Annotated in this window: 21 protein-coding genes; 10 read left to right on the forward strand and 11 right to left on the reverse strand. The window is 72.3% G+C overall.

Annotation, left to right across the window (positions count from 1 at the left end):
- Positions 1 to 44 precede the first annotated feature (44 nt).
- A complete protein-coding gene (locus OJ962_RS17730; protein WP_202958089.1) occupies positions 45 to 575 on the forward strand; it encodes an ArsR/SmtB family transcription factor in 531 nt (176 codons plus the stop codon).
- A complete protein-coding gene (locus tag OJ962_RS17735; RefSeq protein WP_202958088.1) occupies positions 572 to 1,285 on the forward strand; it encodes an SRPBCC family protein in 714 nt (237 codons plus the stop codon). The genes OJ962_RS17730 and OJ962_RS17735 overlap by 4 nt, the downstream gene beginning before the upstream one ends.
- Here the strand turns inward: OJ962_RS17735 and OJ962_RS17740 are convergent.
- Positions 1,189 to 2,106, reverse strand: coding sequence for a helix-turn-helix domain-containing protein (locus OJ962_RS17740; RefSeq protein ID WP_202958087.1), 918 nt, complete (start codon positions 2,104 to 2,106; stop codon positions 1,189 to 1,191). The genes OJ962_RS17735 and OJ962_RS17740 overlap by 97 nt on opposite strands.
- A 59-nt stretch (positions 2,107 to 2,165) precedes the next feature.
- On the opposite strand from OJ962_RS17740, the gene OJ962_RS17745 reads away from it, so the two are divergent.
- On the forward strand, positions 2,166 to 2,597 hold the full coding sequence (locus tag OJ962_RS17745; protein ID WP_202958086.1) for a pyridoxamine 5'-phosphate oxidase family protein: 432 nt from the start codon (positions 2,166 to 2,168) through the stop codon (positions 2,595 to 2,597).
- Complete coding sequence (locus OJ962_RS17750; protein ID WP_202958085.1) at positions 2,594 to 2,974, forward strand: class I SAM-dependent methyltransferase; 381 nt, start codon at positions 2,594 to 2,596, stop codon at positions 2,972 to 2,974. The genes OJ962_RS17745 and OJ962_RS17750 overlap by 4 nt, the downstream gene beginning before the upstream one ends.
- Here OJ962_RS17750 and OJ962_RS17755 read toward each other — a convergent pair.
- Positions 2,932 to 3,975 (reverse strand): Gfo/Idh/MocA family protein, encoded by a 1,044-nt coding sequence (locus OJ962_RS17755; RefSeq protein ID WP_270006502.1) that lies wholly within the window; start codon positions 3,973 to 3,975, stop codon positions 2,932 to 2,934. The two genes, OJ962_RS17750 and OJ962_RS17755, sit on opposite strands and share 43 nt — an antisense overlap.
- Before the next feature lie 37 nt (positions 3,976 to 4,012).
- Between OJ962_RS17755 and OJ962_RS17760 the strand changes: the two genes are divergently transcribed.
- On the forward strand, positions 4,013 to 4,738 hold the full coding sequence (locus OJ962_RS17760; protein ID WP_202958083.1) for a ThuA domain-containing protein: 726 nt from the start codon (positions 4,013 to 4,015) through the stop codon (positions 4,736 to 4,738).
- Here OJ962_RS17760 and OJ962_RS17765 read toward each other — a convergent pair.
- Complete coding sequence (locus OJ962_RS17765) at positions 4,735 to 5,076, reverse strand: hypothetical protein (protein ID WP_202958082.1); 342 nt, start codon at positions 5,074 to 5,076, stop codon at positions 4,735 to 4,737. The genes OJ962_RS17760 and OJ962_RS17765 overlap by 4 nt on opposite strands.
- 133 nt (positions 5,077 to 5,209) lie before the next feature.
- On the opposite strand from OJ962_RS17765, the gene OJ962_RS17770 reads away from it, so the two are divergent.
- Positions 5,210 to 6,682, forward strand: a complete 1,473-nt coding sequence (locus tag OJ962_RS17770) for a calcium-binding protein (RefSeq protein ID WP_202958081.1) — start codon at positions 5,210 to 5,212, stop codon at positions 6,680 to 6,682.
- Here OJ962_RS17770 and OJ962_RS17775 read toward each other — a convergent pair.
- From OJ962_RS17775 to OJ962_RS17795, 5 genes are all read right to left on the reverse strand, one after another.
- Complete coding sequence (locus tag OJ962_RS17775; RefSeq protein WP_202958080.1) at positions 6,672 to 7,919, reverse strand: hypothetical protein; 1,248 nt, start codon at positions 7,917 to 7,919, stop codon at positions 6,672 to 6,674. The genes OJ962_RS17770 and OJ962_RS17775 overlap by 11 nt on opposite strands.
- Before the next feature lie 75 nt (positions 7,920 to 7,994).
- Positions 7,995 to 8,987, reverse strand: a complete 993-nt coding sequence (locus OJ962_RS17780; RefSeq protein WP_202958079.1) for a hypothetical protein — start codon at positions 8,985 to 8,987, stop codon at positions 7,995 to 7,997.
- Positions 8,984 to 9,532: an RNA polymerase sigma factor gene (locus tag OJ962_RS17785; RefSeq protein WP_202958165.1), complete on the reverse strand. Its 549-nt coding sequence runs from the start codon at positions 9,530 to 9,532 to the stop codon at positions 8,984 to 8,986. The genes OJ962_RS17780 and OJ962_RS17785 overlap by 4 nt, the downstream gene beginning before the upstream one ends.
- An 81-nt stretch (positions 9,533 to 9,613) precedes the next feature.
- On the reverse strand, positions 9,614 to 13,648 hold the full coding sequence (locus OJ962_RS17790; protein WP_202958078.1) for a family 16 glycoside hydrolase: 4,035 nt from the start codon (positions 13,646 to 13,648) through the stop codon (positions 9,614 to 9,616).
- Between the two features lie 88 nt (positions 13,649 to 13,736).
- Positions 13,737 to 15,743: an MMPL family transporter gene (locus OJ962_RS17795; protein WP_202958077.1), complete on the reverse strand. Its 2,007-nt coding sequence runs from the start codon at positions 15,741 to 15,743 to the stop codon at positions 13,737 to 13,739.
- 106 nt (positions 15,744 to 15,849) lie between these two features.
- Between OJ962_RS17795 and OJ962_RS17800 the strand changes: the two genes are divergently transcribed.
- Genes OJ962_RS17800 through OJ962_RS17815 form a run of 4 tightly spaced genes read left to right on the forward strand, consistent with a single transcriptional unit; the run spans position 15,850 to position 20,052 of the window.
- Positions 15,850 to 17,841, forward strand: coding sequence for an MMPL family transporter (locus OJ962_RS17800; RefSeq protein ID WP_202958076.1), 1,992 nt, complete (start codon positions 15,850 to 15,852; stop codon positions 17,839 to 17,841).
- 14 nt (positions 17,842 to 17,855) lie between these two features.
- Entirely contained in the window at positions 17,856 to 18,962 is a 1,107-nt protein-coding gene (locus OJ962_RS17805) for a sensor histidine kinase (protein ID WP_202958075.1), read from the forward strand.
- Complete coding sequence (locus OJ962_RS17810) at positions 18,959 to 19,633, forward strand: response regulator (protein WP_202958164.1); 675 nt, start codon at positions 18,959 to 18,961, stop codon at positions 19,631 to 19,633. The genes OJ962_RS17805 and OJ962_RS17810 overlap by 4 nt, the downstream gene beginning before the upstream one ends.
- On the forward strand, positions 19,630 to 20,052 hold the full coding sequence (locus tag OJ962_RS17815; protein ID WP_202958074.1) for a hypothetical protein: 423 nt from the start codon (positions 19,630 to 19,632) through the stop codon (positions 20,050 to 20,052). Before OJ962_RS17810 ends, OJ962_RS17815 begins: the two co-directional genes overlap by 4 nt.
- On the opposite strand, the gene OJ962_RS17820 is transcribed toward OJ962_RS17815, so the two are convergent.
- From OJ962_RS17820 to OJ962_RS17830, 3 genes are all read right to left on the reverse strand, one after another.
- Positions 20,027 to 21,373: an HD-GYP domain-containing protein gene (locus tag OJ962_RS17820; RefSeq protein ID WP_202958073.1), complete on the reverse strand. Its 1,347-nt coding sequence runs from the start codon at positions 21,371 to 21,373 to the stop codon at positions 20,027 to 20,029. The two genes, OJ962_RS17815 and OJ962_RS17820, sit on opposite strands and share 26 nt — an antisense overlap.
- 74 nt (positions 21,374 to 21,447) lie before the next feature.
- Positions 21,448 to 22,803 (reverse strand): RNA polymerase sigma factor, encoded by a 1,356-nt coding sequence (locus OJ962_RS17825; RefSeq protein WP_270006503.1) that lies wholly within the window; start codon positions 22,801 to 22,803, stop codon positions 21,448 to 21,450.
- Between the two features lie 79 nt (positions 22,804 to 22,882).
- Positions 22,883 to 23,104 (reverse strand): SH3 domain-containing protein (locus tag OJ962_RS17830; protein ID WP_270006504.1); only part of this gene is annotated, 222 nt, incomplete at its 5' end.

Below are 23,104 nucleotides of genomic sequence, written 5' to 3' on the forward strand. Positions count from 1 at the left end.
GACCGTAGCTTGACAAAAATTCTTGTCAAGCACACAATGCGCTCATGCGGGACGTCGCCCTGATCGAAGACCCGGCCGTCGCGGCCGCCGCGCTCGACCCGATCCGCTCCCGGCTGCTCGCCGAGCTCGCCACCCCCGGGAGCGCCGCGAGCCTGGCGCAGCGGGTCGGCCTCCCGCGCCAGAAGGTCAACTACCACCTGCGCGCGCTGGAGGAGAAGGGGCTCGTCGAGGTCGCCGAGGAGCGCCGCCACGGCGGGCTCACCGAGCGCGTGCTGCAGGCCACGGCCGCGTCCTACATCGTCTCGCCGCAGGCACTCGGGAAGCGCGCGCTCGCCAGCCGCTACCTGATCGCGCTCGCCGGCCGGTTGCTGCGCGAGGTCGCCGAGCTCGACCCCCGCGAGGACACGCTCGGCCTCGACGCCGAGATCAAGTTCGCCAGCCCCGACGACCGCGCGGCGTTCGCCGCCGAGCTCACCGAGGCTGTCACCCAGCTCGCCTCCAAGTACCACCACGACGGCGGGAAGCCGCACCGGCTCGTCGTCGCCACCCACCCGATCCAGGAGCACCCGCAATGAAGCGCGAGAACCGCATCGAGGTCCCCGGCACGCCCGAGCAGGTGTGGGAGGCGATCGCGACCGGCCCGGGGATCGAGACCTGGTTCGTGCCGGCCGAGGTCGAGGGGCGTGTCGGCGGCAAGGTCCGGCTCGACATCGGCACCGGCATGGCCGACAGCGGCACGATCACCGACTGGGACCCGCCGCATCGTTTCGCCTACGACGAGCAGTGGGAGGGCGAGGTCGAGGGCAAGCTCGCGACCGAGTTCCTGGTGGAGGCGCAGTCCGGCGGGACGTGCATCGTCCGCCTCGTCTCGACCGTGACCGCGACCGGCGGCGACTGGGACGACATGCTCGACAACCTCGCCGCGGGCTGGGACGGCTACCTGCTGATCCTCAAGACCTACCTCGAGCACTTCGCCGGCCAGCCGTGCACGACGGTGATGGTGGCGCGCTTTGACCCAGTGGACCGCGCCGCCGCCTACGCCGCGCTCACGCCCCCGTGGACGGGCGAGCTGATCCACGACGGCGAGTTCGAGCAGATCGTCCGCATGAGCGAGCCGCACCGGGGCATCGGGCTCGCGATGGCGTTCGCGATGGGCGGCGCGACGATGAGCGCCGTTCACCTCTACCTCTACGGCGCGGACGCGCCCGACCTCACCGACGAGTGGCGCGAATGGCTCAACTCCCACACGATCGGGTCGCCGGAGGAGACGTCGGCGCCCAACTGAGCCAGCACGCCGGCGAGCGCCTCCCGCCGCGCCGCCCCGAACGCCAGCACGTGCGAGAGCACTCCGCCGTAGGTGAACGACTGCGGCGGCTCGCACAGCGCATCCACGAACGCGTCGTCCCAGGCGCCGCGGTCGCGGATGCGCTTGGCGATGCGGGCGAAGTCCGTCGCCGCCCGCTCGAAGCGCGGGAGCCAGTCACCCGCCCCGGCCACCGGGACCTCGCGCCCGTCGATCGCCGCCACCCACACCTCGAGCGTGTACACGAGGCGCTCGCACATCAGCGCCGCGCTCGGCTCCTCGCCCTCGAACCACACGACCACCAGCCCCGGCCGCAGCTCCCGCTGCAACTCGTCGGCGGGCAGCGAGGCCGCCGCCTGCAGCAGCTCGCGCACCCGGTCGAGGTGGTGGAGCACCATCCGCTCGGTCAGATCGCCGCCGCTCGGCGCGCCGCCCGGGATGAGCAGCCCCGCGGGCGGATGGAAGTGGATGCCGTTCGGCGCGGGCAGGTGCACCTCGCCGGCGTACGCGCTCGGCGGCGCGCCGAACGCCCGCGAGAACGCGCGCGAGAACGCCGCGACACTGCCGTAGCCCGCCAGCGACGCCGCCTCGGCCGGCGGCACCCCGGCGCGCAGCTGCCACGCCGCGCGCTCGAGCAGCAGCCGCCGTCGGAGCGCGACCGGCGACTCCCCGGTCGCCGCGGCGAGCAGCCGATCGAGGTGGTCGCGTGAGAAGTGCGCCCGCTCGGCCAGCTCGGCACCGTCGATCCCCTCGTCGAGGGACGACAACACGAGATCGATCAGGTCACGGAGGCGGTCGGGCACGTTGATCGCTTTCGACGTCTTACTGGACCGCGCGCCGAAGTGACGTCACCTTCACGCCCATGGCAACCTGGTCCGAGTTCGAGAAGGCCGCCCCGGAGCTCGCCGAGCGGGTGAAGGCGTCCTTCGACGCGCACAAGCACAAGTTCATGGCGACGCTGCGCAAGGACGGGGCTCCGCGCATCTCCGGGACGGAGGTGGAGTTCCGCGACGGCGAGCTGTGGCTCGGTTCGATGCCCGGCGCGCTGAAGGCGAAGGACCTGCTGCGCGACCCTCGCGTGGCGGTCCACAACGGGTACTCGGACACGAGCCCCGAGGGCCTCGCCGACGCGAAGCTCGCCGGCCTCGCCGTGGCGGTTCCGCACGAGCAGCACCACCTGTTTCGCTTCGACATCCGCGAGGCGTCGGTCGTGACCGTCAACGAGGAACAGACGCACCTCGTGATCGACGTGTGGACCGAGCACGGCGGCCTCAAGCAGATCAAGCGCACATGAGCGAGCGCTTGCGTCGCGTCGTCGACGCGCTCGAGATCCAGGTCGGCCAGCGCGTGCTGGAGATCGGCTGCGGCCACGGCGTCGCCGCCACCTACGTGATCGAGCGGGGCGCGCGCTACACCGCCATCGACCGCTCCGCGAAGATGGTCGCGGCGGCCCAGCGCAGAAACCCGACCGGCGAGTTCATCGTCACCGGCCTCGAGGATGCCGACCTCGGCGACCGCCGCTTCGACACGATCTTCGCGGTCCGCGTCGGCCTCTTCCACCGCGAGCCCGAACGGGCTCGGGCGCTCGCCGAGCGCTGGCTGGCGCCCGGCGGCACGCTTCACGTCGCCTACGACAGTGCTATTTCGCGTCCGGCTTCGGCCGAGCGATAACAGGCGTCGACGACCCGCGCCAGCTCGGCGGCCGCCGCGCCCTGACCGCCCTCTCCGGCGCGCACGGCATCCAGGAACTGCTCGACGACCTCGTCGTGCCCGCCGCCCGGCTCCGGGTCCAGCTGCATCACCGCGGGCACGCCGTCGACCTCCGAGAAGACGGTCAGCGTGCCGGTGCCGAGCGTCTCGTCCACGCGCAGCTCCGCGCCGCCCTCGGTGCCGTAGATCGTGATGCCGAACTGCATGTCGTCGGTGCGGTGCGTCGCCCAGCTGGTCTCCACCAGCAGCGTCCCGCCGTCGTCGAGGCGTAGGAACGCGCTGGCGAGGTCCTCGACGTCGAACTCGCCGCTCCCGCCCGTCTTGCCCGGGATCGAGGCGCCGCCGAAGCCGGCGCTGCCGAGCAGGTCGTAGGTGGAGGCGCTGACCGTCGTGACCTTCGGCTGGCCGATCAGGAACAGCGCGTAGTCGAGCAGGTGGACGCCGAGGTCGACCAAGGGCCCGCCGCCCGCCGTCTCGCGGCTGGTGAACCAGGACCCGAGCGTCGGGATGCCGCTGCGCCGCAGCCACCACGCCTTCGTGTAGTACGGCTTGCCGAGCCGTCCGGCCTCGATCAGCCGGCGCAGCGCCTGGATGTCGTTGCGCTGGCGGCGGTTGAACGCGACGTCCAGGATCCGGCCGGCCTTCTCGGCCGCCGCCACCATCGCCGCCGCCTCTTCGGGCGTGCGCGCGATCGGCTTCTCGCACAGCACGTGCAGCCCGCGTTCGAGCGCGGCGATCGCGATCGGCGTGTGCAGGAACGTGGGCACCGCGACGCTGACGACGTCCAGCGACTCGTCCTCGAGCAGCTCCTCCCACGTCGCGACGTGGCGTTCGACGCCGAGCCGCTCGGCGAGCTCGGTGCGCACGGGCTCCTCCAGCCCGGCGATCCCGGCGAGCTCGACGCCGGGCAGCTTCGCGTAGGCGTCGGCGTGCTGCTCGCCGGCCCAGCCGACGCCCACCACCCCCGCCCGCAGTGTGTTCGTGCTAGAGATTCGGCGGATGGTACGCGTCACCGTGTGGGGCGAGAACGTCCACGAGCGCAACGAGCCGGAGGTGGCCGAGCGCTATCCGGACGGCATGCACGGCGCGATCGCCGCCGGGCTCACCGAACTGCTCGGCGACGGCGTGCGCACGCGCACCGCCACGCTCGACCAACCCGAGCACGGCCTTCCGCAGGACGTCATCGATGCGACCGACGTCCTGACCTGGTGGGGTCACATCGCGCACGACCAGGTCGACGACGCGGTCGTCCGGCGCGTGCACGACGCCGTGCTCGGCGGCATGGGCCTGCTGGTCTTGCACTCGGGGCACTACTCGAAGATCCTGCAGCGCCTGGTCGGCACCACCTGCAGCCTCAAGTGGCGCAACGAGGGCGAGCGCGAGCTGGTGTGGACCGTCAACCCGGCGCACCCGATCGCGCAGGGCGTCCCGCACCCGATCGTCATCCCCGCGCAGGAGATGTACGGCGAGCACTTCGACATCCCCGAGCCCGACGAGCTCGTGTTCATCTCGTCGTTCGCCGGCGGCGAGGTCTTTCGCTCCGGCTGCTGCTTCCAGCGCGGCGCGGGCCGGATCTTCTATTTCAGCCCGGGCGACCAGGACTACCCGGTGTACTACCAGCCCGAGATCCGGCGCGTGCTCGCCAACGCGGTGCAGTGGGCCGCGCCGCGCACGCGCGGCCCGGTGCCCGAGGCGCCGAACGCGCCGCGCGACTGGTTCCTCTAGGTCACGAGCAGCGAGACGGTGATGCGCGAGCCGCCGTGCGCGGGCTCGACGCGCATCTGCCCGTCGAAGCCCCGCAGCCGGCTGTGCACTCGCACGGCCTTGCGCCGCCACTCGTCGGCGGCCATGTTCGCCGCCACGCGCACGGTCAGCCAGCAGCCGTACCGCCCGATCTCGGCCACGGCTTCGCGGTGTGCGCTCGCGCGCAACAGCGTCTCGGTGATCTCCAGCGCCGTCGGCAGCACGCCGACGCCGACGCTCTCGGAGAGCCCCGCACCCGTGCGCAGGACCGCCCCGCAGTCCAGGGCGACGAGTTGGGTGTGCTCCAGGGAATCGGTCATCGGAGTCCAAGATGTCGACGGCGCCAACGCGCGGCCACCACCCGACGGCGCGACCCGCTACGCAATTCGGCTGACCCATGCACCCCATCCAGACGATGCCGGCGCACGGGAATGGGGCGAGAGTTGCGCGTCCATGCTCCTCAAGTCCCTCTCTTTCGCGACGCTCGCTCTCGCCCTGTGCGCGGCCCCGGCGCACGCGAGCCAGGCCGTCCTCTCCCCCGACGGCCGCTTCCTCGATATCACCGAGCGCACGCCCGGTGAGGCGAACGACATCGTCGCCAGCCTGCACCGCGACGACAACGGCCGCCAGATGGTCCACCTGCTCGGCGATGTCACCGCCGGCCACGGCTGCACCCGTGATGAGCGCGGCGGTACGACCATCTGCGAGGACCCCGCGCAGCAGGTCCGCGTCTCGCTCGGCGCCGGCAACGACGAGTTCCAGGTCACCGAGAGCTTCACCGTCATCACGTTCGGCGAGGGCGCGATGGTCGTCGACCTCGGCGACGGCAACGACACGTTCCTCACGCGCGACACGAACGCGACCGTGGTCGCGCACGGCGGCGCGGGCAACGACACGTTCGAGGGTGGCGTGAACACCGACCGCTTCTTCGGCGGCCCGGGCGACGACACGCTCCACGGCGGCCAGCGCGGCACCGACGAGCTCCACGGCGAGGCCGGCAACGACACGCTGACCGGCGACTGGCCGTCTGAGCACGGCATCTTCGCCGACGTCCTCGACGGCGGCGACGGCACCGACGTGCTCAAGGACTACGTGTACTCGGGCGAGCCGAGCCTCGCCCCGCCGATCGCGATCTCGCTCGACGGGCAGGCCAACGACGGTCGCTCAGGCGAGGGCGACAACGTCGTCGCGGTCGAGCGGATCACGTCCAGCTCGGCGGGCTCGTTCACCGGCGACGCGGGCGACAACGAGTTCACCGCCCCGCAGGTCGGCGCGGCCGGCACGCTCTCGGGCCTGGCCGGCAACGACACGCTGATCGCGGGCGACGCGCATGGCGACCGCGTCGACGGCGGCGCCGGCGACGACCTGCTCGAGGGCGGCTTCGGCGACGACACGCTCGTCGGCGGCCCCGGGCGCGACACCGTCAACGGCGACCGCAAGACGCGCTGCAACGAGTACGCGTGCGACCTGTTCAACGCCGGCAACGACACGATCGACGTGCGTGACGGCGAGATCGACTCGGTCAACTGCGGCACCGGCAGCGACCGCGTGACCGCGGACGCCGCCGACGTCGTGGCCGCCGATTGCGAGGCCGTCGACCGCGCGCCGGTCAAGGGCGGCCCGCCGCCCACGACCGGCGGCACACCGCAGGCGGGTGTGAACCTGGCCGTCAAGCGCACCAGGCTCGCCAAGGCCCTGAAGTCCGGCCTCAGCGTGACCGTCAGCGGCGTCACCGGCAAGGTCAAGCTGACGGCCAAGCAGGGGCGCAAGACGGTGGCCTCGGGTTCGGCCACCGCCAAGAGCGGCAAGGCCACCATCAAGCTCAAGTTCACCAAGGCCGCGAAGAAGGCGCTCAAGCGCAAGCGCTCGGTGACCCTGAAGATCACCGGCGCGGGCGTCGCGACGACCTACCTGCTCAAGCGCTGACAACCTCCACGTAGCCCTTCCACGTGACGCGGTGGGTGCCGGCGCCGTCGGTCCAGCGATGGTCGATGTCGACCGGGAGCCGGACGACGGCGCCGCCCTGCCCGGAGAGGTCGGAAGCCGTGAACCGCGACGTCAAAGCCGCAGACGGCAACGGCTCGAAGCCGAACAGCGGATACGTGCCCTCGCACTTGGGCACGGCCGGCATCAGCGACCAGAAGATCTCGTAGTCCAGGCCGGGCCTGGTGAGGACCCCGACGAGGCCGGCGGGCTTCTCCGGGGCGGGCGTCACGTAGTCGCAGACCCACCAGTTGTGGTCGTTGTCGACCCACTGGTCGATGCGGGCCTTCATGCTCGCCTCGTAGCGGACGGATGGCAGCGTCGCGACCTGCGGCTTCGACGTGTCCAGCAGGTCCCAGTCGTACGGCTTGCCGACGAACGGGTCGCCGGTGCGGTAGCTCATCGTCCCGTCCGTCTGCCACTTGGTGGTGACGTTGTCCTCCGGGATCTGCGGGAGCTCCTCACGCGCGTGGGAGATCGTGCCGTCCAGATGCACGCCGACCAGTACGAGCCGGCGCGGGCCGGCGACGGGCGGCAGCAGGTCGATCTCCCAGCGCGCGCGGGCGCGACCGCGCCGGCCGGTGAGCGTCGCCGTGACGCCGCCCCGCCCGGCCTCGGTGCCGGTGAACGTGGTGGCCAGGCCGCTCGGCCCGTCGGCACGGCCGCGCGCGAGGTCCGACAGCGCGAGCGTGCCGGGTGCCGAGGCGGTGAACGTGACGCCGACCGCCTGGCCGACCTGCGCGCTGGCGTTCGCGGGCGCGGCGGTCAGCGTCACGCACGCGAAGTCGTCGTACCAGGCTCGCTCCGCGGCGAGCAACGCCTCACGCGCGCGCCGCTCGAGCGTGCGCTGCGCGGCCGTGGCGGCGGCGGTGCGCGCCTTGCGCTTCGCGCGCGAGCCGGTCCAGCGGCCGCGCCCGGCGACCTTGGCGGCGCGCCGCGGGTCCAGCTTCGCGCGCGTGAGCGTGAACGTCGCGCGCGGGCGCTTGGCCTTCACGGTGAGCGTGTGACCCCATGACCGCAGCCGCGCGTCGTCGCCGACCGTGCCCTCCCACCGCAGGGTCGCGTTCTTGAGCGTCACGGTGCCGCGTACCGTTCCGGAGGCGTCAGGACAGGGCGCGGCCAGCGCAGGTGCGGCGGGGACGAGGAAGAGGGCGGCGAGCGCGAGCGAGCGTCGGAGCATCCGCCCACTGTCGGTGGGTGCCCGGGGCGGGCGCATCGTCCTTTCGGTGGATGCGCCCGTCCGTTCGGTGCGGCCTCAGCAGCCGAGCGCGTCCTTGTAGGTCTCCTTGACCGTCAGCGGCTTGCCGCCCATCACGGTCCCCTCGCCGGCCACCGCGTCCACGTACTGGAACAGCACCTCGGGATAGTCCCCCTCCCGGTCCATCTCCTTCAGGATCGTCCAGCTGCGTGCCGACTGCAGCTCGATCACCGCTTCCGCCCGCTCCTTCTCACCACCGTTGAGCCACAGCTCGATCCACCCGCAGGCGACGGCGGCGACCACGCGCGCGCCGAGCTGGTAGCGGTCGCGCGGCAGGCCGCGGGTGTCGAGCTGGGAGCGGTCCAAGCCGGGCGGGAGGTTGATGTCCACCAGCATCTGGTCGATCACGGCGTCGCTGTCGTCCGGCCGGACGACGCTGGCGGGCATCGCGCCGAGCCACTCATCCACGGACACGGTGCGCAGCGCGGCCAGCGCCTCGCGCACGGCGTTCCCGCGCATCTCGATGACGTAGTCGCCCTGCCCCCAGAGCGCGGTGACGTCGTGCTCGGAGTACGCGAACAGCCGCGCGGTCGTGCCCTGCACCTCGACCGGCTCCTGCTCGGGCCCGACCTTCGCGCGATCGCGCACCCACCCGGCGAGCGTGCCGTCGCCGCGCCAGTTGAGCTCCACCTTGCGCGAGCCGTCGACGAACACCATCTCGCCCGCGCCGACCTCGAACTGGTCCGCGCGCGTGACCTTCCAGTCACCCACCAGCAGCCGCGGCACGGACTCGGCGACTTTCACCAACGGGTCCGCCCACGCCCGCTCGGTCCCGTGGTCCCCGGGCGCGAAGAACACGACCGCCGCCACCGCGGCCGCGACCAGCGCCAGCGCGGGCAGCGCCAGCCGCTTGCGCGGCGCCCGACGCCGCCGCCGGACGACCACCGGCTGCGCGGCGATGTCCTCGCGCAGCGCGTCGAACGCCGCGTCGAAGTCGAGCGGCTCGTCGCGGATCGGGTCGGCCCGCTGGATGAGGTCATCAAGGCTCATGCGACGGTCCTCTCGGGAGCGGAGCGAAAGCGAGCTGGGTCTCCCTCTTCCCAGCCGAGGGCGGTCAGCTCGGCGCGCAACCGGCGCCGCGCGCGGTGCAGCCGGCTGCGGACCGTGACGGCGAGCGTTCCCGTCATGGCCGCGATCTCGCCCGGCGAGAGCCCGTCCCAGCCCGCGAGCAGCAGCAGCTCGCGGTCGTCCTCGGACAGCTGCGCGAGCGCGCGCCGCACGACCCCGTCGGACTCGTCCACGACCGGGACGGCCGCCGCCAGCTCGCCGGCCAAGCGGTCCGCGAGCCCGCCGCGCCGGCGCTCGCCGCGCCGCTGGTTGGCGAGCACGCGCCGCGCGGTGGCGAGCAGCCACGCCCGCGCGGCCTCGCCCTCGGGCACGTCACCGAGGCGGCGCCAGGCGATGAGGAAGGTCTCGGCCACGACGTCGGCCGCGTCGGCCGGCTCGTCCACGCGCCGCAGCGCGTAGCCGAGCACCAGCCTTCGGTGAGTGTCGAAGAGCGCCCGGAAGCGGCGCTCGGCTGCTGATCGCTCCATCGACGCGGAGATGTCCGGCACGAGATGGAGCGTTGCACCGCGGGCGCCGCAACGGGTACCCGCGGCAACGCTTTCAGCGAACTATGGGGTGGTCGTGGAGAGCGTGAAGGTCAGCGTCTTGCTGTACTGACCCGTCCGCAGACCGTCGTTGGCGCCGATCGACTGCTTGAACTCGACCGGCACCGTCGCGCCGCTGACCGGCGCGTCGAACGCGGTCAGCGCCGTCGGGCTTGCGCCCAGCGGAGCGAACGCGTCGGCGCCCGCGCGGACCTGGAGCGGCTGCGCGAGGACGTGGTTGCCGTTGACGAGCTTGCCCGGCGCGGCCGTGCTCGGGTCCACGACGGTCAGCGCCGCCTGGCCGGCCGTGCTGGTGACGGTCGCGTCCGTGCGGGCCGTGTAGTCGGCGCCCACGCCCGGGATGAACGTGCCGAGCGGCGAGACGGTGGCGAGCGAGACCGACAGCGTCGGCGGCACCGCGCCCACGATGTCGTGGTTCGTCTGCGCCTTGGTCGTGATCGCGAACGTCGTGGAGGCGACGTTCGAGACGTTGCCCGTGGCGTCCGTGGCGCGGTACTCGACCGTGTGGGTGCCGGACCCGGTCACCTGGAAGGGCGCCGTGTACGCGGTCCACTCGCCGCCGTCGAGGCGGTACTCGACGGTCACCGTGCCGGGCGTCTCGTCCTGGCCCGCCAGCGCCACCGTGACCGGGCCGTCGTAGCCGCCGCTCGGGCCCGGCTGCGCCGGATCGAGCGTCGGGGTGACGGTCGGCGGGGTGACGTCCGCGTTCGTGAACGTGACCTCGACGCGGTGCGTGGCCAGCGTGTACTTGAAGTGCGCCACCTTGCCGGCCGCGACCTTCAGCGGGATGTCGGCGCCGTTGCGGACGCCGTCGGCGCCGTAGTTCTCGTCCCAGCTGCGGTTGTGCGCGACCTTGAACTCCCAGTCGCCCGCCGGGATCTTGTCCGTCGAGAACTCGTACACGCCGTCGCTGTCGGTGTCCTTCATCTCCACGGCCGCGCAGGACGGCTGCCAGTCTTCCGCGCAGCCGAGCTCGGAGTTGAAGGAGCCGGCCAGCGAGACGACGGGGCCCGCGGGCTCCTCCGGCTCGATGGCGCCGCCCTTGAGGCGGATGTTGCGGTACCAGACGGACTCACCGCCGCCGTGGTTCTGGACGCCGACGTAGCCCGTCGCGATGTTGCGCTCGGTGCTGGTGAAGTCGTTCACCAGGACGCCGTTGAGCAGCACCTTGATGTTCTGGCCCTGCTTGCGGATCTCGTACGCGTTCCACTGGCCGAGCGGCTTGAGGGCCGCCAGGACCTTCTCCCGGTCCGCACCCTTGAAGGTGTAGATCGAGCCGGTCACGCGGTCGGGCAGGTCGGACTCGTCGATCTGGATCTCGTAGCCGTTGTTGACCGCCACCCACGGGTCGTTGCCCGGGTTCGGGAAGCCGACGAACACGCCGCCGTTGTCGTCCTTGACGAGCTTCCAGTCCAGCTTGAGGCTGTAGTCGCCGAACTGCTGCGCGGAGTACCAGAGCAGGCCGAGGCCGCCCTCGCTGCGGATCGAGCAGTCCTCCTGGCGGCCGAACGAGCCGGCGCCGGCGAGGCGCCACTTGGTCAGCGACTCGAGCGTGCCGTCGAACAGGCCGGTGTAGCCCGCCTCGATCGTGCTCGGGGCGCAGATGTCCTGCTCGGCGCCGATCTTGAGCGCGTCGAAGTTGACGTTGCCGTCGGTGCCCGTCTCGAACGCGAGCTTGATCTGGTTGGCGCCCGCCTTCAGCGCCAGCTGCTTGGTGCTGAACGCCCACGACTTCCAGTCCGTGGTCGACGTCGTCGGGAACACCCAGTTGGGCTGCTTGACGCCGTTGACGTAGAGCGCCAGCGACTTGTCCTTGGTGGACGGGTTCGGGCCGTTGGCGTAGCGGATGTTCACGGGGTAGGTGCCGTCCGCCTCGACGTCGACCTGCCACGTCATGTTCGCGCCGGCGTTGAAGAAGCCGCCGACGAAGCCGGAGCCGGAGTAGCCCGAGTGCTCGGTCTGGACAGCGGCGCCGGAGGCGACCTGCGCCTCCTCGGCCTCGTAGTAGCCGGACGCGGCCGGAGCCTCGTAGCCCGGCAGCGAGTTGAGCGTGTACCACGCCTCGGTGTTCCACAGCTCCTCGTTCGCGGCGCCGCCCGTGAACGGGCGCGGGGAGCGCGCGTGCACGACGCGGCCCGGCTTGAGGCCGTCGACCTTGACCGTGACGCTTCTCTTGTCCTCGGAGACGCTGGCGTCCGTGACCAGCAGGGACTCCTCGTCGACCTTCGGGCCGCCGTACTGCGACGTCGGCACGTACCGCCACTGGTTGAACTTGTAGGCCGTCTTGACCTTGGCGGCCGACGCGTCGGAGATCGGCTGCGTGTAGGTGATGCGGAAGCCGCCCTCGACGACCTCCATCTTCTCCATGTCGAAGACGTTCTTGCCGTTCGGGGTCAGCTTCTGGAGGCCGTAGCGGAGCTTGTTGTCCTCGCCCCAGTTGCCGCCCTCGCCGGTGCCGCCGACGTAGATCGCGCCGTCCGGGCCGATCGCCGTGCGGTTCACGCCGACCTCGAGGCCGGCCGAGTGGCGGAAGACGGCGCCCTGGTACTCACCGTCGACCTTCTCGAGGAAGCCGCGCTGCAGGCCGCCGTAGGTGACGTCGCCGAACAGCATCTGGCCCTTGAACGGGCCTTCCTTGATCATCACCGGATTCGACGGCGAATTGGCGATCTCGTTCTGCGGCAGCCACAGCGCGGGCGCGGAGACCGGGTTGTTGTCGTACGGGCCTGCCGGGTTGGTGAAGTGGTTGAAGAAGCGGTCCGGCTTGATGTGGACCATCTTCGAAGAAGGCAGCCAGGCGCCCTGGTTGTCGTTGACGAAGATCTGGTCATCGGGACCGAACCCGACGCCGTTCGGCGTGCGCAGGCCGCCGGCCATCGTCGTGACCTTCCAGTCGCTGCGGCTGATCTTGATGAACGTGCCCGCGTTCTGACCGGGCTGCGGGTCGGTCGTCGCGCCACCGTTGTTGATGGCGACCGACCGCGCCACGTAGAAGTTGTCGGCGTCGTGGATCAGGCCGAAGGCGAACTCGTGGAAGTTGCCGCCGTTGGGCCACGTCGCGAGCGTCTTCTTGTCCATCAGCGCGTCGGCGTCGGCGCCGTCGGCGGACAGCTCGGTCAGCTGGCCGCGCTCGGAGACGTACCACTTGTCGCCGATGATCTGGACGCCCATCGGGTTCTTGAGGCCCGCGGCCACCCGCTCGTACGTGACGTCGCCCGGGCCCTTGGCGCCGGCCACGTTCTTGACGACGTAGACCTCGCCGGACTCCGGGTTCGGGACCCAGCCACCCGAGCTGACGTCGCCCGTGGTGGTGACGACCAGGTCGCCGTTGGGCAGGAAGTCCATGCCGGAGACCTTCGGCTGGAAGGTCGCGGGGCGAATGTCGGTCAGCGTGTAGTTCGGGTTGACCGTGTCCAGGCGCAGACCGTCGCCGGCCGTGTCCGTGGCGCCCTCGCAGTACTTGTTGCCCGGCGCGGTGACGCGCACGACGCCGGCCTCGGTGGAGAGCGCGTCCTTGGGCACGACGACGAACGAGCTGGAGCCCGGCGTCTTCCACTCGAGCTTGAGGATCTGGCCGTAGCCGGCCTCGATGTAGTCGATGCGCAGGTTGTGGAAGCCGGCCGTCAGGGTGACGGCGCCTTCCTTGGACGTGTCGCCGTGCAGGCCGTCGTGGTCGACGACGACGGTGTCGTCGAGGCGCAGGACGGAGCCGTCGTCGCTCGTCAGGCGGAACGCGTAGTCACCGGCGGTCGCGGCGTTCAGGCGCGCCAGCACCGTGGACTGGTAGCTGTCCTCGCGGCCGTCCGCGAACTGCTGGGCGGTCGACCAGTTGACGTTGTCCATCAGCTTGTCGACGTTCGGCGTCTGACCGGACTTGAGCACGCACGTCTTCTGCGGCTGCTGCGCGAGGAAGTACGTGCGCAGCGTGACGCCATTCTCGTACGTGGTCTGGGCCGCTGCCGACCCCGCGAACGCGCTCAGCGCGCCCGTGACCGCGACGGCGACAGCGCCGGCGCGACCGATCCAACTGTGGGACAAACGTCCTCCTCCTCGGTACCAAATAAAAACCTGGTAGCCAAGCTAGTGACGTTGCGTCGGCAACGAAGGTCGTTTGTCGTGCAGGCGGCTAGACCATTTGTCGAGTTTCTCGTTTAACCGCTCCAGGCCACCAGTTGTGACGGCCCAGGAGGGCCATCGCGGCGGGCAGGAGCAGCCCGCGCACGAGCGTGACGTCCAGCAGCACGGCCAGCGCCATGCCGACGCCGATCTCCCGCACTTCGCTCAGCTCGCCGAGGGCGAAGCCGGCGAACACGATTCCGATCGAGAGCGCGGCCAGCGTCACGACCGGTCCCGACGCGGTGATGCCGTGCAGCACGGCCTCCTCGTTGTCGCCCGAGCGGTCCCACTCCTCCTTGATGCGCGCGAGCAGGAACACCTCGTAGTCCATCGAGAGCCCGAAGATGAACATGAACAGCAGCAGCGGCGTGGTCAGGTCCAGCGGGCCGGGGAAGAGCAGCACGAGCGCGCCCAGCGTCGCCAGCAGCGTGAGCACGTTCATGACGATCGCCTTCAGCGGCACCAGCACGGAGCGGGTGAGCGCGAACAGCAGTAGGGCGGTCGGGAGGAAGACGACGGCGAGCGCGAGCGGGAGCCGCTGGCGCGTGGCGTCCTTGGCGTCCAGCAGCTCCGCCGCCGGACCGCCGACCAACAGCGAGTCGTCCAGCGCGCGGATGTCGCGCACGAGCTGCTGCGCGCGTTCACCGTCGTCTGAGCCGAGCGGGTCGACGGTGTAGCCCGAGACCTCGGGCGGAAGCTCGTCGAGCGGCAGCACCTCCTCGACGTTGGACAGCCGGACGAGCCGCTGCGGGAGCTCGTCACTCGGCGGGCGATCGGACAGCACGGTGATCGGCTCCACGGCGCCCTTGGAGAAGTCGCGCTCGAGCTTCTCCTGCACGCGCCGCTCCTGCGCGCTCTCCGGCAGCGAGGTGGCGTCGGCGTTCGCTGCCTCGAGCCCGAAGGCCGGGACGCTGAGCGCGATCAGGCCGGCCGCGACGACCACCGCGACGGCCGCGGGGCGGCGCAGCGCGAAGGCGGCGAGCCGCGCGAGCAGGCCGACGCTGGGCATCCGGCCGCGCGCGGGGATGCGCGTGTGCGCGACCGCCACCAGCGCGGGCACGAGCGTGAGCCCGACCAGCGTGGCGGTCGCGACGGCGAGCACGCCGCCCAGCGCCATCGCCGACAGCACAGGGTCCGAGAACACGTACAGCGCGATCAGCGCGATGCCGACGGCCAGGCCGGAGACGAGCACGGCGCGGCCCGCGGCGCCCACCGTGCGCCCCAGCAGCTCCTCCACCGGCGCGTCCGGGTCCGCGGTGCGCTGCTCCCGGAAGCGTGCGATCACGAGCAGGCTGTAGTCCACCGCGAGCCCGAGCCCGAGCAACGTGACGACGTTGACGGCGAACTCGCTCACGGCGACCACGCCCGCGAGCGCGTTGAGCGCCAGCAGCGAGCCCGCGATCGTCGCCAGCGCGGCACCGAGCGGCAGCACCCCGGCGACGAACCCGCCCAGGAAGATGATCAGCACGATCGTGAGCACGACGAGCGCGATCGTCTCGCCTCGGACCGCGTCGTCGGTGGCCTGCTCGGCGAACGTGCGCTCGGCCAGCAGCTTGCCGCCGATCAGGACCTCGGGCGCCGGGATCGTGCGCAGCTTCTCGGCGACGCGGTCAGCGGCCTCCAGCGCGGCGTCCCCCTCCAGCGCGGGGTCGAGCTCGACGACGGCGAGCGAGCTCTTTCCGTCGTCGCCCTGCAACCCGCCCGCCGTGTAGGCGTCGCGTACGTCCACGACGCCGGGCGTCTCGCGCAGCTCGTACATCACCGCGGTCGCGCGGTCGATCAGGTCGCGCGCGAAGAAGTCCTTGCCGGCGATGATCGCGACGACCAGCTCGCCCTCGGGGTCGAGCTCGTCGAGGCGCTCGGCCGCGCGCGCCGATTCACCGCGCGCGTCGTCCACGGTCTCGGTGCGGTCGTACACCCCCGCGCCGATGACGCCGCCGACCAGCGCGAGCGCCGCCCACACGGCGAGGATCGCAAACCGCCAGCGGGCCGCAGCCCTCCCCACCCGTTCGAGCACGGCGTCGATCCTAGACGCGTGTACTCCTGAGGGAGCAGTCGCGGCCACGGAAAGTGTCATCCCCGGGCCGATGTGCGATCGGCCGCGGCGAACGAGCATGCCGGACATGCTTCAGCGACTCGGACAGATCTCAGCTTCACGGCCCTGGCGGACCCTCCTGGTCCTGCTCGTCTTCATCGTGCTGGCGGGCGTCATCGGCGGCCCGGTGGCGGGCCGCATGAACGGCGGCGACGGGTTCACACCTCCGGACGCGGAGTCCTCGCAGGCCACCGCGCAGCTCGAGCGCGCCACCGGCGAGGAGACCTCGCCCGGCGTGATCCTGCTCGTCCGCGGCGACGACGCCGCGGCACAGGCGGCCGCCGGTGGGCTCGCCGCGGTCCCGGGCGTCGCGCGCGCCGAACCCGGACCGCCGTCGACGGACGGCGACAGCCGGTTGGTGATGGGCACCTTGCGCGCGGGTGTCGACGACGAGGAGGTCGCGGCCGACGCGGTCGCGGCCTTCGAGGGTCGCGACGACGTCGTCGTGGGCGGCGGCGCGGTCGCCGGCCTCCAGCTCAGCGAGACGATCTCGGCCGACCTCGGACGCGCGGAGCTGTTCGCGTTCCCGCTGCTGTTCCTGCTTTCACTGCTGTTCTTCCGCGGAAGGGCGGCCGTGCTGCCGCTGGTGGTCGGCATCACCACCGTGCTCGGGACGTTCCTCGTGCTCTCGGGCGTGAACCTCGCCTACAGCCTCAATGTGTTCGCGCTGAACCTGGTGATCGGCCTCGGCCTCGGGCTCGCGATCGACTACACGCTGTTCCTGCTGACCCGCTTCCGGGAGGAGCTGTCCAAGGGCGCCGAGCCGCGTGAGGCCGTCGCCACCACGATGCGCACCGCCGGCCGCACCGTCGTCTTCTCGGCCGCCACGGTCGCCGCGGCGCTCGGCACGCTGACGCTGTTCCCGCTCGGCTTCGCGGAGTCGATGGGGCTCGCCGGCGCCAGCGTCGCGATCGTCGCGGGGCTCGCCTCGCTGGCCGTCTCCCCCGCGCTGCTGGCGCTCTGGGGGCACAAGCTCGCCCGCAAGGAATCCGCTGCGGCCAGTGGCCGCTGGCACCGCATCGCCCACGGCGTCATGCGCCGCCCCGGTGTGATCGCGGTCGCGACCGCCGCCGTGATGCTCGTCGTCGCGCTGCCCGCCCTGAGCGTCAACTGGACGCCGGTCGGCGCGGACGCCGTCCCGACGGGCAACAGCGCCCGCACGCTGTCCGACGCGAGCGAGGCCGAGTTCGGCGGCGCCGCGACGACGCCGGTGACGATGGCCGTGACCGCGCCCGAGTCCGCCGCCGGTGAGGTCGAGACCTACGCCGCCCGCTTCGACGCGCCGGCGCGGTACCTGGGCTCGAACACGTGGGCCGTGAACGTCGAGGCCCCGGGCGACGCCGTCGGCGAGCAGGCGCGCGCACTCGTCGACGACATCCGCACGGCCGACGCGCCGTTCCCGGTGGCCGTGACCGGCCCCGCCGCCGAGTTCGTCGACCAGCAGGCCACCATCTCCGGCCGGCTCCCGCTGGCGCTCGCCGCGCTCGCCGCGCTCACGTTCGTCCTGCTGTGGCTGATGACCGGCTCGATCGTGCTGCCGCTGAAGGCGATCGTCATGAACGCGCTGACCGTCGGCGCCGCGCTCGCCCCGCTGGTGTTCCTCTACGACGGCGTGGAGCCGACCAACTTCCTGGTGTCCGCCGCGCTGATCTTCGCCCTCTCGACCGACTACGGCGTGTTCCTGCTCGGCCGCATCAAGGAGGCGCGCGACACCGGCGAGACCGAGCGTGAGGCCGTTGCGGTCGGCATCGCCCGCACGGGGCGCGTCGTCACCGCCGCGGCGATCCTGCTCGCGGTCGCGATCGGCGCGTTCTCGACGAGCGCGATCCCGTTCATCCAGCAGATTGGCATCGCGGTCGCGTTCGGCGTGTTGATCGACGCCTTCGTCGTCCGCTCGCTGCTCGTGCCGTCGCTGATGGCGCTGCTGGGCAAGTGGAACTGGTGGTCGCCGAAGCCGCTGCGCCGCCTGCACGAGCGGGTCGGCATCAGTGAAGAGGGCCGCGAGGCCGTCCCGGCCTGACACCATCCATGACCGTGAACCCGACGCTGCATCGCTGGCTGCCCGTCCTGGTCCTGCCGCCCATCCTGCTGGTGGACGGGCTGCTGACGGAGAAGCCCGAGCAGGACATCGACGCGTTCAGCGTCGTGGTCACGTACCTGGCCGTGCTGCCGCTCGTGTGGCGGCGGCAGCTCGGCTTCCGCTTCATGGGCCCGCTGCTCGCGCTCGGCGTCGCGGCGGTCATGTTCCAGTACATCCCGGCCAACACGGTCGTCGCGCTCCCGGCCTGGGGCCTGCTCGACCTCGCCCGTTTCAACGGCAAGCGCCAGACCGTGATCGCGGCGCTGGCGCTCCCGCCGCTGGTGCTGTCCACGATCGTGCCGATCGAGCACGACCTGGAGATGATCGTGTCCATCTGGCTCAAGAACACCGCGATCTGCGAGCTCGCCCTGGCGGTCGGCTATCTGATGTGGAACCGCCAGCAGGCGGCCGAGGCCGACGCGGAGCGCCGGCTGGCCGAGGAGCGCCTGCGGATCGCGCGCGAGGTCCACGATGTGGTCGCGCACGCGATGGTCGCGATCAACGTGCAGTCCGGCGTCGCGGCGCACCTGCTCGACCAGGACACCGAGCAGGCGCGCGAGGCGCTGCTGCACATCAAGCAGACCAGCGGGGACGCGTTGAACGACCTGCGCGCGACGCTGGGGGTGCTGCGCGACCCCGAGCAGGCCGCGCCCGTCGGGCCCGCCGCCGGGATCGAGGACCTCGACGCGGTCGCGAACCAGCTGCGCGCGGCGGGCGTCGAAGTCACGGTCGACGTCGACACGGTCGGCGGCGTGCCGACCCCGGTGGGCGCCGCGAGCTACCGGATCGTGCAGGAGGCGCTGACCAACGTGCTCCGCCACGCCCGCGCGACGCACGCCTCGGTGGTCGTGCGCGCCGACGACGAGCTGCTCACGATCGCGGTCGTCGACGACGGCGTCGGCGGTGGTGGGCCGGGCGGCGCGGGCGCCGGTGTGCGCGGGATGCGCGAGCGGGCCACCGCGCTCGGGGGAACGCTCGAAGCGGGCCGCATCCCGGGCGGCGGGTGGCGCGTCGCGGCGACGCTGCCGCTGTCGTCGAAGACGCGGACGGCCGCGTCGTGACCCGCGTCCTGCTCGCCGACGACCAGGCGCTCGTGCGGGCCGGCTTCCGCGCGCTGCTCGCGGCCCAGAGCGACATCGAAGTCGTGGGCGAGGCGTCCGACGGCGCCGAGGCGGTCGAGCTGGCGGGCGCCACGCGGCCCGACATCGTGCTGATGGACGTGCGCATGCCGCGCATGGACGGGCTCGAGGCGACCGGCCGCATCACCTCCGACGCCCTGCTGGCGGACACGCGGGTGCTCGTGCTGACGACGTTCGAGCTCGACGAGTACGTGTTCGGCGCGCTGCGCGCGGGCGCGTCCGGGTTCCTGCTCAAGGACATCGACCCGCCCGACCTGCTGGCCGCCGTGCGCGTGGTCGCCGGCGGCGACGCGCTGCTCGCGCCGCGCCTCACCCGCCGGCTGATCGAGGCCTTCGTGGCGCAGGCCCCGGCCGAACCGCGCCCGCGGCGGGACGACGACCTCGCCGAGCTCACCCCGCGCGAGCGCGAGGTGCTCACGCTCGTCGGCCGGGGATTGTCGAATACCGAGATCGCCGACGAGCTGATCCTCTCGCCCCTGACCGCCAAGACGCACGTCGCGCGGTTGTTCCAGAAGCTCGACGCGCGCGACCGCGCGCAGCTGGTCGTGCTGGCCTACGAGACAGGGCTCGTCGTCCCGGGAGATCGCGCGTGAACGACCAGCGGCGCTTCGAGGACTGGCTCGCCGGCATGGACGTCCTGCTCGACGAGTTCATGCACGACCTGCCCGACGAGGTGAGCGCCAAGCTGGACTACTCGCTGGAGTCGCTCGACGTGCTCGAGGCGTGGTTCCTCGAGACCTACCCGTCGATCGAAGCGCTGCGCGCCGACCCGTCCGTGGCCAACTGGGACCGCGCCACCCGCTACTACGGGCAGGTGCTGATCAAGCACGGCGGCGGGCACTGGGCGCACAACCCGCACAACGGGGGCGGCCCGCCACAACTGCTCGGGTTCGCGCCGCTCGTGCCGTTCGTCCCGATGTTCCTGGTCAGCGCCTCGACGGACCGTCGCACCGGGATCTTCCTCCGCACGATCGCGGAGAACAACCTCAGGGCGCGGCAGGAACGAGGCTAGACCGGTTCGCCCAGGCCTCGAGCGCCTCGAAGTGCTCGGGTGAGAACGCGGCGCCGACGTCGCGGCGCATGATCGCGAGCGCCTCGTCGCGGTCGAGCGCGTCGCGGTACGGACGGTCGGCGGTCAGCGCCTCGAACACGTCGGCGACCGCGAGCGTCCGCGGCATCCAGCCGAGCTCGCCGGCGGTCAGCCCGAGGTGATAGCCGCGGCCGTCGAGGCGCTCGTGGTGGGCGCCGGCGTCGCGCGCCAGGTGCCGGAACGGCGGGACGCGCTCGAGGATGCGGACGGTCAGCTCGGCGTGGCGGCGCATCTCGGCCCACTCGTCGGCGTCGAGCTTGCCCGGCTTGTCGAGCACGAGGTTGGAGACGCCGAGCTTGCCGAGGTCGTGCAGGAGCGCCGCGCGGCGCAGATCACGCAGGCAGTCGGCTTCGAGGTCCATGGTCTCGGCGACGCCGAGCGCGATGTGCGCGACGCCGGCGGAGTGGCGGCCGGTGAACGGCGACTTCGCGTCGACGACCATGGCGAACGCTTCGGCGACGCGGTCCAGGCCCTCCTCGTCGGCCATCAGCAGGTGGTCGGTGGGTTCGAAGGCCTTCACCAGCTCGACGGCGTCCCCGTGCAGCGAGGCCCAGAACGCGCGATCGTCGCGGGTGGTCAGCAGCGCGGCGACCAGGTCCGGATCGAACCAGCGGCCGGAGCGCTCAGCGGCGACGGCGAGCGCCGCGTCCACGCCCCCGCCGGTGAAGTAGACCTCGGCGATCTGGGCGAGCGCGAGGATGCGTCCCGCGAGCGGGATCTCCGTGCCGCGCAGGCCGTACGGCACGCCGCCGCCGTCCCAGTGCTCGTCGAGCGCGCGGATCGCCTCGGCAGTGCTCTCGGGCAGCTCGATCATGCGCGCGATCTCGGCGCCGCGCTCGCAGCGCACGCCGTACAGCTCGTCGGTCTTGCCGTCCTCCTGGCGCGCGATCTCCGCGAGCCGCTTCACGCGCGTGAAGATGGGTGCGCCCGGCAGCGTGCTGCGGAACGCCGACACGGCGTTCGCGCGCTTGGAGCGGTAGTCGATGCGCTTGCGCAGCTCCTTGTAGGTGCGATCGTCGGAGCCGAACAGCGTGCAGACCGCGGCCGCGTTGGCCGAGCAGCCCGCGTCCTTGAGCAGCAGCGCGTAGTAGAGGGACGACAGCTCGTCGTGGGGGACGCCCGCGATGTCGGCGATCCGCATGCCGATCGCGCACGTGCGCGCGGCGTGACCGGCCGGCTGGCCTTCGGTCACGTCGAGCGCGTACGAGAGCGCGGAGATGATCTCCGACAAGCGGACCTCCATGTCCCGGATTGTCGGCAGCGGGCCGCGACGCTGAACGTCACGGCCGCTCTATGTGAGCTTCAGCACACAACGCGTCAGCGTCGACCCAGCCGTGCTCGCCGGTGTCGGTCTTCACACGCGCGCCAGCCGCGTTCGATCGACTGCACCGCCAGCGGCTGCTGCGTCCGCAGCGAGCCGACGGCCTCGCCGCCCGGTTCGGCGAGCAGGTAGGCGTGGTCGGCGCACGTGCGCGTCCACGGCTCCGCGGCGGCTTCGCCGGGGATGACGGAGCCGCGGGTGTCGGGCACGCGGCAGAGCGTGCCGACGACGAGCGAGCCGTCGCGGTCGGCGGTGTGCCGCTCGAACACGAGCTCGGCGTCCCGGCCGACACCGACGGTGGTGCCGGGCGCGTAGCCGACACCGATGCGCGCGCCGGCCGGCGGCAGGATCCCCGCGATCCGCGTGTGCTCCGGGCAGGTGAGCGTGACGGTCTGAGGGAGCGCGTCGCCGCGCTTGAAGGTGATCACGCGCGTGACCATCGCGGTCGCGGGCGGGACGGGCGCTCCGACGGACAGCGCACCGCCGGGCAGCGCCGGGCTGGTGACCGTGACCGGCGACGGGTCACCCGCGACGAAGAGGATGGGCGCGGCGACCGTTGCACTCGCGGCGAACACGGCGATGCCGCCCGCGGTCGCCTTGCCGCCCGGGCCGAGCTTGGCCGCGAGCGCGCCGAGCAGCACGGCGAGGCCGGCGGGCGGGACGAGCGCGAGTGCGCCGCGGCGCGCCGTGCGCAGGCGATCGCGCAGCCCGCGACACGCCTTGCAGGTGACCAGGTGGCGGTAGGTCGCGGCGGACGCGCGGCGGCGCTCGTCGTGCGCGGCGAGCAGGTCGCCCTGGACGGCGAGGCAGCACGCGTCGCGCGCCTCGCGGCCCTTGATCACGTTCAGGCGGGCCCGGTGGACGAGCTGCTTGCTGGCCTGCGGCGTGACGCCGAGCTCGGCCGCGAGCTCCTCGTGCCCGAGCCCGTCGAGCTCCCGTCGCAGCAGCGCGTGCCGCTGCGCGGACGGGAGGGCGGCGATGTCGGCCAGCAGGCCGTGCACCGCGTCGCGCTGCTCGAGCACGGCGTGCGGACCGGGCGCGAGCGCCTCCGGTGCGTCCGTGTCGTCGGCGAGCGGCGCGAAGCGCACGCGGCTGAGCTCATCCAGGCAGCAGTTGCGCACGAGCCGGTGCAGCCACGAGGCCAGGTGGAGCGGCTGGTGGTCGCGCCGCAGCGCCCGGTGGGCGCGGATCAGCGCCTCCTGCACGACGTCCTCGGCGAGCTCCCGTCGCCCGCCGAGGATCTTCGCCGCGTACCGCTCCAGCCGCTTGGCGTAGCGCTGATGGACGAGCTCGAAGGCGGCGTCGTCGCCGTCGCGCAGGCGGCGGACGAGCTGCTCGTCGGTCGCACGCATGCCCCTCGGCGAGGCGAGAGGGGTCGCCCCGTGGGCGACGCCTCTCAGCGACGCGAGCCCTTTGGGCGGGTCGTCGCGTTCAGCAGCCATCGAGGCTCCGGCGCGGGATCCAGCCGGTGATCGGCGCCCCGGAGCGCACGCGCACCCACGCGCGCGTGCGGTCGCGGCGCAGCAGCGTCACGCGATCGCCGCGATAGAGCACGCCGATCGGCAGCCCGCGCGGGCTGTCGAGCACCGTGACCTCCGGTGCGCAGATGCGCTCGTGGCGCGCCGCCGTGGCGGCGTCGGCCGGGGAGGCCGA

The organism is Solirubrobacter deserti (genome assembly GCF_027587175.1).
GTDB lineage: Bacteria > Actinomycetota > Thermoleophilia > Solirubrobacterales > Solirubrobacteraceae > Solirubrobacter > Solirubrobacter deserti.

Bases quoted from the DNA above. Each gene is read 5' to 3' on its own strand.
- OJ962_RS17750 (WP_202958085.1), top strand. From the start codon at position 2,594: ATGAGCGAGCGCTTGCGTCGCGTCGTCGACGCGCTCGAGATCCAGGTC.
- OJ962_RS17735 (WP_202958088.1), top strand. From the start codon at position 572: ATGAAGCGCGAGAACCGCATCGAGGTCCCCGGCACGCCCGAGCAGGTG.
- OJ962_RS17770 (WP_202958081.1), top strand. From the start codon at position 5,210: ATGCTCCTCAAGTCCCTCTCTTTCGCGACGCTCGCTCTCGCCCTGTGC.
- OJ962_RS17765 (WP_202958082.1), bottom strand. From the start codon at position 5,076: ATGACCGATTCCCTGGAGCACACCCAACTCGTCGCCCTGGACTGCGGG.
- OJ962_RS17780 (WP_202958079.1), bottom strand. From the start codon at position 8,987: ATGAGCCTTGATGACCTCATCCAGCGGGCCGACCCGATCCGCGACGAG.
- OJ962_RS17800 (WP_202958076.1), top strand. From the start codon at position 15,850: ATGCTTCAGCGACTCGGACAGATCTCAGCTTCACGGCCCTGGCGGACC.
- OJ962_RS17775 (WP_202958080.1), bottom strand. From the start codon at position 7,919: ATGCTCCGACGCTCGCTCGCGCTCGCCGCCCTCTTCCTCGTCCCCGCC.
- OJ962_RS17785 (WP_202958165.1), bottom strand. From the start codon at position 9,532: ATGGAGCGATCAGCAGCCGAGCGCCGCTTCCGGGCGCTCTTCGACACT.
- OJ962_RS17820 (WP_202958073.1), bottom strand. From the start codon at position 21,373: ATGGAGGTCCGCTTGTCGGAGATCATCTCCGCGCTCTCGTACGCGCTC.
- OJ962_RS17745 (WP_202958086.1), top strand. From the start codon at position 2,166: ATGGCAACCTGGTCCGAGTTCGAGAAGGCCGCCCCGGAGCTCGCCGAG.
- OJ962_RS17760 (WP_202958083.1), top strand. From the start codon at position 4,013: ATGGTACGCGTCACCGTGTGGGGCGAGAACGTCCACGAGCGCAACGAG.
- OJ962_RS17730 (WP_202958089.1), top strand. From the start codon at position 45: ATGCGGGACGTCGCCCTGATCGAAGACCCGGCCGTCGCGGCCGCCGCG.
- OJ962_RS17825 (WP_270006503.1), bottom strand. From the start codon at position 22,803: ATGCGTGCGACCGACGAGCAGCTCGTCCGCCGCCTGCGCGACGGCGAC.